The organism is Halomonas sp. MCCC 1A11062 (assembly GCF_021404355.1).
Taxonomy (GTDB): domain Bacteria; phylum Pseudomonadota; class Gammaproteobacteria; order Pseudomonadales; family Halomonadaceae; genus Halomonas; species Halomonas aerodenitrificans.
The window spans coordinates 36,791-48,925 of sequence record NZ_JABFTW010000009.1 but is presented as its reverse complement, the minus strand read 5'-3'; the positions used below and the strand labels follow the sequence as shown (position 1 = coordinate 48,925).

Annotated in this window: 10 protein-coding genes; 3 read left to right on the top strand and 7 right to left on the bottom strand. The window is 65.2% G+C overall.

The window, feature by feature from the left end; all coding sequences use genetic code 11:
* Positions 1 to 14: 14 nt before the first annotated feature.
* From rraA to acnB, 3 genes are all read right to left on the bottom strand, one after another.
* Positions 15 to 503 carry a ribonuclease E activity regulator RraA gene (gene rraA / locus HOP58_RS11620; RefSeq protein ID WP_010628356.1) on the bottom strand — a complete coding sequence of 163 codons (489 nt, stop codon included), beginning with the start codon at positions 501 to 503 and terminating at the stop codon, positions 15 to 17.
* A 121-nt stretch (positions 504 to 624) separates the two neighbouring features.
* On the bottom strand, positions 625 to 1,236 hold the full coding sequence (locus tag HOP58_RS11615) for a porin family protein (protein ID WP_010628357.1): 612 nt from the start codon (positions 1,234 to 1,236) through the stop codon (positions 625 to 627).
* Positions 1,237 to 1,540: 304 nt separating this feature from the next.
* Entirely contained in the window at positions 1,541 to 4,144 is a 2,604-nt protein-coding gene (acnB, locus tag HOP58_RS11610; RefSeq protein WP_010628358.1) for a bifunctional aconitate hydratase 2/2-methylisocitrate dehydratase, read from the bottom strand.
* Between the two features lie 251 nt (positions 4,145 to 4,395).
* On the opposite strand from acnB, the gene HOP58_RS11605 reads away from it, so the two are divergent.
* Genes HOP58_RS11605 through HOP58_RS11595 form a run of 3 tightly spaced genes read left to right on the top strand, consistent with a single transcriptional unit; the run spans position 4,396 to position 9,477 of the window.
* Positions 4,396 to 4,875: a DUF1289 domain-containing protein gene (locus HOP58_RS11605; protein ID WP_234260350.1), complete on the top strand. Its 480-nt coding sequence runs from the start codon at positions 4,396 to 4,398 to the stop codon at positions 4,873 to 4,875.
* Between the two features lie 3 nt (positions 4,876 to 4,878).
* Entirely contained in the window at positions 4,879 to 5,511 is a 633-nt protein-coding gene (locus HOP58_RS11600) for a tRNA-(ms[2]io[6]A)-hydroxylase (RefSeq protein WP_010628360.1), read from the top strand.
* Between the two features lie 30 nt (positions 5,512 to 5,541).
* Positions 5,542 to 9,477: an AAA family ATPase gene (locus HOP58_RS11595; RefSeq protein ID WP_234260349.1), complete on the top strand. Its 3,936-nt coding sequence runs from the start codon at positions 5,542 to 5,544 to the stop codon at positions 9,475 to 9,477.
* Here HOP58_RS11595 and HOP58_RS11590 read toward each other — a convergent pair.
* From HOP58_RS11590 to queC, 4 genes are read right to left on the bottom strand one after another with little or no spacing between them, the layout of a single operon-like run.
* Positions 9,474 to 9,767, bottom strand: coding sequence for a YkgJ family cysteine cluster protein (locus HOP58_RS11590; protein WP_234260348.1), 294 nt, complete (start codon positions 9,765 to 9,767; stop codon positions 9,474 to 9,476). The genes HOP58_RS11595 and HOP58_RS11590 overlap by 4 nt on opposite strands.
* The gene (locus tag HOP58_RS11585) at positions 9,764 to 10,609 is read right to left on the bottom strand and encodes a 6-carboxytetrahydropterin synthase (RefSeq protein WP_010628363.1); all 846 of its coding nucleotides are present in this window, start codon (positions 10,607 to 10,609) and stop codon (positions 9,764 to 9,766) included. The genes HOP58_RS11590 and HOP58_RS11585 overlap by 4 nt, the downstream gene beginning before the upstream one ends.
* Positions 10,609 to 11,253 (bottom strand): 7-carboxy-7-deazaguanine synthase, encoded by a 645-nt coding sequence (gene queE, locus HOP58_RS11580; protein WP_234260347.1) that lies wholly within the window; start codon positions 11,251 to 11,253, stop codon positions 10,609 to 10,611. Before queE ends, HOP58_RS11585 begins: the two co-directional genes overlap by 1 nt.
* Entirely contained in the window at positions 11,253 to 11,963 is a 711-nt protein-coding gene (gene queC / locus HOP58_RS11575) for a 7-cyano-7-deazaguanine synthase QueC (RefSeq protein WP_234260346.1), read from the bottom strand. Before queC ends, queE begins: the two co-directional genes overlap by 1 nt.
* Positions 11,964 to 12,135 lie beyond the last annotated feature (172 nt).

The window sequence follows — 12,135 nt, the reverse complement described above, 5'->3', positions numbered from 1 at the left end:
CCACGACGTGAGGCTCAGCTCTCCAGTGGCAGCCGCTCCTCGGCGACTACGATGCCGTTGTTGTCGGCGTACAGCCACTGTCCGGGGCGCAGGGTGACGCCGGCAAAGGTGACCGTAATGTCGCGGCTGCCCTCGCCGCGTTTCTCGCTCCTGCGCGGATGGGCGCCCAGCGCATGCACGCCCAGGTCCGTCTCGGCCAGCACGTCGACATCGCGCACGCAGCCGTACATCACGACACCGGACCAGCCGTTGTCCACGGCCAGTTCGGCCAGCATGTCGCCCAGCATGGCGCAGCGGTGCGAGCCGCCGGCATCGACTACCAGCACGGCACCTTCGCCGGGCTCGCTCACCGCCTGCTTGATCAGCGTGTTGTCTTCGAAGCATTTGACCGTACGAATCGGACCGCAGAATGCCTCGCGGCCACCGTAGCTGACGAAGATGGGGTCGAGTACCTGAACTTCCGGATGGGCATCGCAGATATCGGGCGTGATGATGGCGGTCATCGAGGGCTCCTTGCCTAAGTGATGTGTCACGGGATGATGCCATAACGCCTGTTGCCCGGCCTTCATCGATTCGTCGCAAGACGACCGACGCCGGGCGAACCCGGCGTCGAAGCCCAGAACCCTAGAAGCGCCACCCCACCGAAGCGGTGAAGGTGTCGATGGTGTAGTCGCTGTCGAGGTCGTAGCGCTCGTACTCGGCGCGGATAAGAATGGGGTTGAAGTTGAACTGGGCGCCAAGTCCGTAGACCGGGTCGAAGCCGTCGTTGTCCTGCAGGTTCAGCTCGGTATCGCCCAGGTTGCCTCGCACCTCGGTTTCCCAACTGGCCGCACCGATCTTGGCGAAGGGGGTGAACCAGTCGGTGATGGGGAGCTGGCCCACCACGCTGGCGCCATAGGCGGTGGATTCCAGGTCGGTGCTTGCGCCGTCGGTACCGCGCAAGCGCACGCGCCCCAGGTCGGCGTAGAAGGCCTCGACCGCCAGGTAGCGGTTGAATTGGTAGCCGGCGAAGACTTTCCACACGTTGTCATCGTCGTCGATGCTGAAGTTGCGGCCCCCGCTTTCGATGAAGTTGTCGACTTCGTCGCGATCGTTTTCCAGCGAGCTGAAACCGGTGCCCAGCCCCAGGTAGGCATACTGCTGGTGCGGCTCGTAGTGAGCCTGTGCCTGAGCCCCGTTGGCGACGATCAGCGTTGCAGTCGTTAATGTTATGCAGAGGAGTGTTCTATTCGACATGTTCTACTCCTTGAATGTCCCTTGTGGTTTCCATCCCTCATTCTTTCTATCCCTCGTCTTCATGTGCGAGCCGGCTTCCTGGCCGACAGATCTGCACACAGACCTATTAAAGTTAGACACGCCCATGGCATCGCTCAAGGCAGCGAGGGTAAAGAAACGTAGCGAGGCGCAGCCCAGAAAGACGGCAATAAAAAAGCGCCCTCGTGAGAGGGCGCTTCGTTCATCGGCTCCGGCATCAGCTTTCTGATGCCATCGATGTTGCGAGCATCGGAGTCGAACCTGATTCTATCAGAACCGGATGGTATCAGGCTTCCTGGGCGACCGGAATCACGTTGGAAGCGGCGTTCTGATACTCCTCGATCTCATGGAAGTTCATGTAACGATAGATCTCGCCGGCCATGGCGTCGAATTCACCCATGTAACGCTGGTACTCTTCGACGCTCGGCAGGCGACCTTCCACCGCGGCCACCGCCGCCAGTTCTGCCGATGCCAGGTAGACGTTGGCGCCGTCGCCCAGACGGTTGGGGAAGTTGCGGGTAGAGGTCGAGACCACGGTGCTCTTGGCGGCGACACGTGCCTGGTTGCCCATGCACAGCGAGCAGCCCGGCATTTCCATGCGCGCACCGGCACGGCCGTAGATGCCGTAGTAGCCCTCTTCGGTGAGCTGGTGCTGATCCATCTTGGTCGGCGGTGCCAGCCACAGGCGGGTCTTCAGGCTGCCGGCCGGCTGCTTCTCGAGCAGTTTGCCCGCGGCGCGGAAGTGGCCGATGTTGGTCATGCACGAGCCGATGAAGACCTCGTCGATCTTCTCGCCGGCCACTTCGGAGAGCAGACGGGCATCGTCCGGATCGTTCGGCGCGCAGAGTACCGGCTCCTTGAGCTCGGCCAGGTCGATCTCGATGACCTCGGCGTACTCGGCGTCCTTGTCGGCGCGCATCAGGCTCGGGTTGGCCAGCCACTCTTCCATGGCCAGGATGCGGCGCTCGATGGTGCGCTTGTCGCCATAGCCGTTGGCGATCATCCACTTGAGCAGGGTGATGTTGGACTTCAGGTACTCGGTGACGCTCGCTTCACCCAGGGTGATGGTACAGCCTGCGGCGCTGCGCTCGGCGGAGGCGTCGGAGAGCTCGAAGGCCTGCTCGACGGTAAGGTCCTCGAGGCCTTCGATCTCCAGCACGCGGCCGGAGAAGGCGTTCTTCTTGCCCGCCTTGGCCACGGTCAGCAGACCCTGCTTGATGGCGTAGTAGGGGATGGCGTGGACCAGGTCACGCAGAGTGACGCCCGGCTGCCGCTTGCCCTTGAAGCGCACCAGCACCGATTCCGGCATGTCCAGCGGCATCACGCCGGTGGCGGCGGCGAAGGCCACGAGGCCCGAGCCGGCCGGGAACGAGATGCCCAGCGGGAAACGGGTGTGGGAGTCGCCGCCGGTGCCCACGGTGTCGGGCAGCAGCATGCGGTTGAGCCAGCTGTGGATGATGCCGTCGCCCGGACGCAGCGAAACGCCGCCGCGGTTCATGATGAAGTCGGGCAGGGTGTGGTGGGTTTCCACGTCGACCGGCTTCGGATAGGCCGCGGTGTGGCAGAACGACTGCATGACCAGGTCGGCCTGGAAGCCGAGGCAGGCGAGATCCTTGAGCTCGTCGCGGGTCATCGGGCCGGTGGTATCCTGGGAGCCCACGGTGGTCATCTTCGGCTCGCAGTACATGCCCGGGCGCACGCCCTCCATGCCGCAGGCCTTGCCGACCATCTTCTGGGCCAGGGTGAAGCCCTTGCCGGTGTCCTTGGGCTGCTCGGGCAGGCGGAAGACGTCGGACTGGGGCAGGCCCAGCGACTCGCGCGCCTTGCCGGTCAGGCCGCGACCGATGATCAGCGGAATGCGGCCGCCGGCGCGCACCTCGTCGAGGATCACCTGGGTCTTGAGCTCGAAGGTCGAAACCACTTCGTCGGTGCCGTGCTTGCACACCTTGCCTTCATAGGGGTAGACGTCGATCACGTCGCCCATCTCGAGCTTGGAGACGTCCATCTCGACCGGCAGGGCACCGGCGTCTTCCATGGTGTTGAAGAAGATCGGGGCGATCTTGCCGCCGAAGCAGAAACCGCCGGCGCGCTTGTTGGGCACGTTGGGGATGTCGTCGCCGAAGAACCACAGCACCGAGTTGGTGGCGGACTTGCGCGAGGATCCGGTGCCGACCACGTCGCCCACATAGGCGACCGGGAAGCCCTTGGCCTTCACCTCTTCGATTTGCTTGAGCGGGCCGGTGGTGCCGGGCACTTCAGGCACGATGCCTTCACGCTCGTTCTTGAGCATGGCGTTGGCGTGCAGCGGGATGTCGGGGCGCGACCAGGCGTCCGGCGCGGGGGAGAGGTCGTCGGTGTTGGTTTCGCCCGGCACCTTGAACACGGTGAGGGTGATCTTCTCGGCCAGGGCCGGCTTGGACAGGAACCACTCGGCCTCGGCCCAGGACTGCATGACGTCCTTGGCCACTGCATTGCCGGCCTTGGCGCGCTCTTCCACATCGTGGAAGGCATCGAACATCAGCAGGGTGTGCTTGAGCTGTTCACCGGCTTCCTTGGCCAGCTCGGCGTCGTCCAGCAGCTCGACCAGGGTGGCGATGTTGTAGCCACCCTGCATGGTGCCCAGCAGCTTGACGGCGTGAACCTTGTCGACCAGCGGAGACTGCGCCTCGCCCTTGGTGATGGCGGTCAGGAAACCGGCCTTGACATAGGCAGCCTCGTCGACGCCCGGCGGAATGCGGTTGGTCAGCAGGTCGAGGACGAACTCCTCTTCGCCAGCAGGCGGGTTCTTCAGCAGCTCGACCAGCGCGGCAGCCTGTTCGGCATTCAGGGGCTTCGGCGGGACGCCCTCGGCGGCGCGTTCTTCGACATGTTGGCGATAGGCTTCAAGCACGTTGGGGCCCTCATCTGGTGTGTTGCCCAAGGCAGGCCGATACGTCGATGATCCTCGACGCAATGCCTGCCTTGGCGGGGAAACAACCGTAGTCACTGGGTGCCGCGATTCTACGGGAAACTGTCGACAATGTTAAGTTGGCCCGCTGAGCCGGGCGCTAGACTTTGGTCGCCGCGATGTTGTCGAACTACAACGTGCCACTCGCGGCGGGGCGCGTTACCATGGGGCCGATAAATGAAGGGAGAGCGGTGATGTGCGCGCGTATCGCCTCACCTTGTGTGGGGCTCTGCTCGACGACGCTGGGCGACCCGATATGTCGAGGCTGTCAGCGAACGGATAGCGAGATCGGCGAATGGATGGCCCTAACGGCCGAGCAGCGCAGCCTGCGCATGGCGCAACTGGATACTCTGCGCGAGCGAGTGGCCGGGCGCTTTCTGCAGGTCATCGACGAGGCCATGCTGGAGGCGCAGCTGCGCCGCTACCGCATTCGCTTTCGCCCGGAGCAGCCGTCCTTGTCGCGGGCGGTGGAACTGCTGCGGGTCGGGCGCGATCGTATTCGCGATCTGTCGCGCTATGGCCTGAAGCCTCTGGAGGGGGTCGCCGAACTCAGTGCGGCGGAGCTGTATGTCCGCCTGGGCGAGCATCTGCTCGAGGCCGCTGGCGAGCGTCAGGCCTCGAGCAAGTACCCGCCGCTTCCCCATGATTCGCACGACCAGGAATACCGAGCCTGAACCATGTCCGAGACTCTCGAAGCGCCCCATGACGTCGAGCTGCCGCCGAGCCTGCTCGCCTTTCTCGCCTGCCCCACGCCCGATGCGTGGGTCGAGTGGGCGCTGAAGAACCCCGATCTGCTGCTCATCGACCACGCCCAGTGCGAGAAGAAGGCCGCTTCCACGGCGATGAGCCTGCTTTACCGCTATGTCGACCAACCCCTGCTGCTGACCAAGATGTCGCAGCTCGCCCGCGAGGAGCTGTTGCACTTCGAGCAGGTGGTAAAGCTGATGGAGGCGCGCGGCATCGAATACCGCCATCTGAGTGCGTCACGCTATGCCGAAGCGCTACGTAGCCACGTTCGCCCTCAAGAACCGGAGCGACTTGTCGATATCCTTATCATCGGGGCATTCATCGAGGCGCGAAGCTGCGAACGTTTCGCCAGGCTGATACCCCACCTCGACACCGAACTGGCCCGATTCTATCGCTCGCTGGTCAAGTCAGAGGGCCGGCATTTCGAGGATTATCTGATGCTGGCCCGGCATCTTGCGAAAGATCCCATTGACAAGCGGGTGGATTTCTTTGCCGAATGCGAAGCACAACTAATAGTCACGCCGGACACGGCGTTTCGTTTCCATAGTGGCGTGCCGGCCTGACGCCGCCACTTCGCCATGCAGGGTTCCGTCATGCAGGACGCTTCAGATATCGTGCAGAACAGTGAGTGTGATCACCTGGCGTTGTTCGGCCAGTTCTCGCTGGCACTGGGTGATGACGTACTGACCCAGTTCAGCTACGACAAGGTCAAGGCGCTGCTGGTCTATCTTCTGCTCCATCATCAGCCGGTCAACCGGGCCAGCCTGGCCGAGCTGCTGTGGCCCGACCAGGGGCTCTCTTCCGGTCGTACCAACCTGCGTCACGCGCTCCACTGCTTGAGGCAATCCCTGGGCGAGGAAGCGGAGCGCGTGCTGGTCGTGTCACGCCAGACCATCGCCTTCCGGCGGCCGGACAGCTGGCGCTTCGACCTGCGCGAGCTGCAACAACTGCTGGAAGGCGAACAGGACGTGGAGACGCTCCAATGCCTGCTGCGGCGCTACCGGGGCGATCTGGTGGAGGAGCTGCAACTGCCGGCCTGTACCGAGTTCCAGCGCTGGCTGGTCCAGCTGCGCAACGAGTGGCGCCAGCGCGTGATCCGTTTCGCCGAAGGCGTGCTCGAGCGCCACGATGAAGTGCCCGACCCTCTGTTGCAGACCCTCGTCAGCCGTTTCTCCGGCTATGGGCCCTTCCATGAGCGGCTGGTGCGCCAGCTTGCCGAGCAGGGCCAACTGGCCGCCGCCCACGAACAGTACAACGCCTACCTGCAACTGTTGGCGCTCTCCGGCCAGCAGCCTGAGCCCAACTTTCTTCAATTGGCACGCTACTGGTCGGACGGAACTCCCGATCTGAAGAGCCTGTCGCCCCAGGGGGCCTTCTCGCGCACCCTGGCCCACGGAAGTTCTCCGCTGCGTGAAGACGAGATCGAACAGCGCCAGCTGTCGGTGATGGCCATTCGGCTGCGGGTCAAAGGCGAGTTTTCCGCCCGTGACGAGACCCGCGCCTGCCTGGCGCTGCAGATCGAGCTCATGCGTTGGCTGGAGCAGCAGTGTCATCACCTGGGCGGTTTTTGGCTGCCCGGGGCTACAGGTGGGCTGGGTCTGGCCTGTTTCGGCACCCATGGCCCGGCCCATCAGCTTGCCGAGCTGGTGGCGCTCTACGAACACTGCCGCCGCGTGCTGCCCGACGAGGTGAGCCGGCACTGGAGCGGTGAGGACGAGCCGCCGCGCATCGAGCTTGCCGCCGGCCTGAACAGCGGTCGTGTGGTCTATCTGCCCGAGCGCCAGCTGGTCGATCCTCTGGGGCAGGTGACCCAGGGCTCGCTGGAACTGATGAGCGCTGCCGAGGGTAGCGAACTGGTGATCTCTCAGGAGGCGAGTCAGCACATGCCGCCTGCGCTGGACCTGCAGCCGCGGCTGTCGTCGCGGCTGGTGGCGAGCGACGGTCGGGTGCGCCTGCGGGCGCTGGTGCTGGGCCATAACGAGGGCGGACGTGATGCCATGCCACCAAGTCTGGTGGGGCGCGAGTCGTCGCTGCGGGTGCTGCGCGATGCCCTGGCCCGGGCCGGCATCGGCCTGCGCCAGAGCGTGCTGGTCCGCGGCGCCTCCGGCATGGGCAAGTCGGCCCTGATGGTCGGCTTCCGCCAGCTCGAACTCAGCCGCGATGCTGCCATCTGCTGGCAGCCCACCACGCGGCTTTCCGTGCTGGAGCCCTACGGCGTGGCGCGTACGCTGCTGCGCTGGCATCTGGAAGGCAAGCTCGACCAGCCGTCACTCGAGGCGCTGGTCGCTCAGGTCGATCTGTCGCTGAGTGCGGAACAGTTGGGTCTGCTCGAAGAGGCGCTGGGCGTACGCGAGTCGCCTGAGGTGGCGCAACTGGCCAAGAGCGGTGAGGCGGCCGATCTGGTAGTGGCCTTGCTCTGCCGCGTCATCGAGCGTCAGGCCATCGAGCGCACCCAGGTGCTGATGGTCGACGACCTGCAGTGGCTCGATGAGCCCTCCTTCCGAGTGCTGGCAGGGTTGCAGGCACGCTTGCCGATCAACTGCGCCTTCCTACTGGTGGCCAGCCATCATGGCCGCGAGGCGCTGCCGACCCGCCTGCACTGGGACCAGCAGATCACCCTGGGACATCTCGATGCCATGCAGTCGTCGCGGCTGCTGTCGCAGCTGGCCAGACGTTACCGGCTGCATCTCAGCCCACGGCTGCGCGGGCAGATCATCGAGCGCTGCGACGGCGTGCCGCTCTACATGCAGGAAATCTGCCGGCGCCTGGAAATGGATCGTCGCGAGGGGCGGATGGTGCATCTCGATGAGCTCCCCCGAGGTCTGCTGGGGCTGCTCGCCGGGCGCATCGACCAGCTCGACGGCGACCGCGAAGTGGCTCATGTGGCTGCGGTGCTGGGGCGTCGCTTCCGGCTCGATTTCCTCGCTGAATGCAGCGGCTGGGACATGACCCAGCTCAATCGTGCGCTGGAGCAGATGCGCCGGCTGGAGATCATCGAACCGGCGGGCGGCGAGGGCGGCGGCCGCGAATACCAGTTTAGCCATCAGTTGCTGCAGGAGGCCGCCTACCTCTCCTGCCCCCGTGACGTGCGGGTGCGCATCCACCGCCAGGTGGTCAGCCTCATCGAGGAGCGTTTCCCGATGTGGATCGGCCGTCACCCAGGCGATTTTGCCACCCACCTGCGACGCAGCGGCCACTACGCGCGCGGTGCTCGCTACTTCGAACTGGCGGCGCGGGAAGCGCTCAAGGTCAGCGCCAACCGCACCGCGCTGAAGATGGCCGATTTCGGTCTGGCCAGTCTGCGTCACGTGGAGAACCAGGCCGAGCGCGAGATTAGCCTGTTGACCGTGCGCGGTCAGGCCGCCTTTGCCCTCGAAGGGCATGGCTCGCCGACCGCCCACGAGAGCTTCGTCCGTGCCCGTGAGCTGCTGGTGCAGCACGAGGGCTGTCACGCTGAGGACGCGGAGGATCTGGAGCAGGCCTTCCTGGTCAAGTGGGGGCTGTGGGTGGGATGCAGCCAGCGTCATGCCCATGCCGACGCCTTCTCGCTCGCCGCCAGCCTGGCAACGATCGCCGGTAAGCTCGAAGACCCTCGCTATCAGCGTCTGGCCGATTATGCCCGGGCCAACTGCGAGTACTGGGCCGGACGTATCCGTCAGGCCTTCGAACATCTCGACGAAATCGCACCACTCGAGCAGCCGATGATGATCGAGTGGCTGCCGTTCTCCGAACACCCCCAGGTGGCTGCCGCCTGTTTCCAGGGTTGGGCCATCTGCCTGCGCGGCGACTACCGGCGGGCCGAGCAGCAGGTCGAGTCGGCGATTCGCCTGGCCGAGCGCATCGGGCATCCCGGCTCACTGGCCATGGCGCTGCTGTTCGCCGCCGCCCTCTACCGGCAGCTTGGTCACGTGCATCTGGCGGCTCGCCGTGCCGAGCAGGCCGTCGCACTGACCGAGACGCCCGATCTGCACCTGTGGCAGGTGTCGGCCCAGGGAATCCTCGGCTGGCGCCGAGCGCTGTCGGGCGATCGCGACGGTCTGACCATGATGGAGTTGGCGCAGGAGGAGCTGGGCGAAATCACCGGGCGCGACCGCTATCATCGCCCCAATCTGTGGTACAGCGATGCCTGCCTGGCTCTCGACGAGCTCAGCCGCGCCGAGGATTACCTCGATCAGTGCCTGATGATTGCCCGCGAGCGCAGCACGTTGTTCGTATCCGAACTGGCGGTTCAGCTGGCTCATGTACGCGACCGGCTGGGTCGGCCCAAGGAAGAGGTGAGGCTGCTGGTCGAACAGGCGCTGGAGTGCGCCCGCCAGCATGAGAATCGCCATCAGGAGCTGTGTGCGCTGGAGGCATGGCTGTCGTTCATCGACTGCCGTGACGAGGCTGTGCGCGAGCAGTTCCGCATCCTGCTGGATAGCGTGAGCCACAGCGATGCGCCGGTACTGATTCGCTGGCGTACCTTGCTCGACCGCCCACTGCCTCAAGTGAGTGGAGTCAAGGACCGGGTGGTCGCAGGTAACGGTTAGGCGGTGGTGCCGCACTCGAGCAGGGCGATGCGCTGCAGCGCCTGAGTGCGGCTCTCACCGCAGAGCTCGCGGTCGAAGGCGAAGCTCTCGCACACCTTGGGGCGGCGAGGGTCGCCGAACAGGCGACACAGGTTGCCCTCGTCGAGCTGGATGCAGCGTACCTGGGCCGGCTTGCCGTGGGGCATGCCGGGTATCGGCGAGCTGATCGAAGGCGCGATGCAGCATGCGCCGCAACCAGGGCGGCAACCCGCCTCCCGAATTGCCGTTGAGGCTTCGCTCCTTGGGCTCACGGCTTGGCCTCGGCTATCGCACCCTTGTCGATTCCCTCGAAAGCCTGCACCCGAGTGGTGGTTCCCGTTTCGGCGGCGATCTGCCGAGCCAGCCAGACGGCGATGTGCTCGATGGTGGTCGGGGTGTCGAGCACGAGGCAGCGCTCCAGCGGCAGGCGCAACTGGAAGCGGCCTTGTTCGGCGCGGTAGCGGCTGGTCAGGCTGCGGCGGAGTTCCGGCTCGGGTCGATTGACGATGTCGGCCTTGTCCACCAGGTAGCGGTCGTTCAGATGCTCTGCCCAGTGGGCCTCCAGCGCCGGACAGCGCTGGCCGCGCTGCCAGATGTGCAAGCGTGAGCGATGGCCGTGGGCGATGCGCTGGCAGTTGCCGCCATGGTGCCTGAGGCCATGACTGTAGGTATAGGCGGCGCCTTCGATCACCTCCGGGCGCAGGCGCAGGCGGATGGCGCTGACACGCGGCGGCGGACGCTTCATCAGCTCACGGGCAAGGTGATCGGCAAGCCGTTCGGGCTCGATCTGCTGCCATGGCAGCAGGGTGAAGGCCTGGCGCGGTGCACGAACCTCCATGGCATAGGGCAGCGAGGCGCGTACGCAGATACCTTCGCTGCACTCGCTGATCTCGACGCCAGGGGCGCGGATCGGCACCAGCAGCGTATGGTCGGCACTGGCATCCAGGCGCGACTTGATCCACGGCTTGACGTGGCCGAAGTCGAACAGCATGCCGTCTTCGCCGAGTTCACCGTCGAGCTCTGCGTCGACGAACCAGCTGACGCCGATCAGACCCCGCTGCGGGCACCACAGCGAGGAGTCGAGTTGAGTCAGGCGGTTGACGAACAGCGTCATCAGTCGATCCCCGTGATCTTGTGTGTCTGTAGCGATAGTCGCCACAGAGGGTGGGCCAGGCAGTAGGCCACGGTGGCGCTCATATGCTCGTCGTTGGCGGACAACGCCGTGGTGTCCATGGGCTGCAGGAAGTGGTATAGGAAAGCGAGTTCGGCGAAGCGTTCAGGCGGCGCCGCCTGCTGGGGGTAGACCAGCTTGAGTTCATCACCCGACGTGAGCGCCAGGGGCGTGGCACCCTTGGGGCTCACGCATAGCCAGTCGATGCCCGCCGGAGCGGGCAGGGTGCCGTTGGTCTCGACCGCGACCTCGAAGCCGCGGGCATGCATGGCGGCGATCAAGGCCGCATCGAGCTGCAGCAGCGGCTCGCCGCCGGTAAAGACCACATAGGGGGTCGCCACACCGCCTGCCTCGGGCCACAGTGCCGTCAGGTGGTTGGCCAGAGCTTCGGCGCTGGCGAAGCGTCCGCCGTTCTGGCCATCGGTGCCGACGAAGTCGGTATCGCAGAAACTGCACGCCGCGCTCGACCGGTCCTGCTCGCGCCCCGACCACAGATTGCAGCCGCTGAAGCGGCAGAACACGCTGGCGCGTCCGGCCCGTGCACCTTCTCCCTGCAGCGAGTAGAACGCCTCCTTGACGTGATACATTAGACGCCTCCCTTGGCAAGGTCGAGTCGTGGCGCATCGACAGCATACTCGAGCGGGTCCGTCTGGCCATTGGCCGCAAAGGCCGCCAGGCGTTCGCGGCAGCTGCCGCAGCGCCCGCAGGCCAGGGCTTCGCCACGGTAGCAGGTCCAGGTCTTGGCGTAATCGAGGCCCATGGCCAGGCCCTCGGCCAGGATCTCCGCCTTGCTCGCACGCAGGTAGGGCGCATGAATCTCGACCGGCGAGAAATTGGCGATACCGGCCACCGCGTTCATGGCCTCGACGAACTCGGGCCGGCAGTCGGGATAGAGCACGTGATCGCCACCGTGGGCGCCGTAGTCGACACGCTCGGCGCCGACATTGACCGCCTTGGCGATGGCCAGCGAGAGCAGGATCATGTTGCGGTTGGGTACCACCGTCGCGGAGAGGTTCTCCTCGCCGTAGTCGCCCTCGGGCATCTCGCGGTTGGCATCGGTCAACGCCGAGTTGTCGATCAGGCCGTGAATGGCGCGAATGTCGACCACCTGATGCGGCACGCCAAGCTCTTCACAGACGCGCGCTGCAATCTCGAGTTCGCGGGCGTGGCGCTGGCCATAGTCGAAGGAGAGGGCCGTGACGTTCAGGCCTTCACGCAGGGCACGGTGGAGTACGGTATAGGAGTCCATGCCGCCGGAGTAGATCACGACGGTGGAGCGTGGGGTCGCTTGGGTCATGGTAAGGCTCTGTATCGGAGAATTTTTCGCTCCCCGCCTGCGGCAGGGCACCGGGATCCGGTCCGGCGCGGCCCAGTCTACCGGTTGGAGCGAACGCTGGCCAGAGCCCCACCCACTTGCTAGACTTCCTGCCCCTCTATCTCAGCCCTGCGTTTCGCCGACAGCAAAGCGT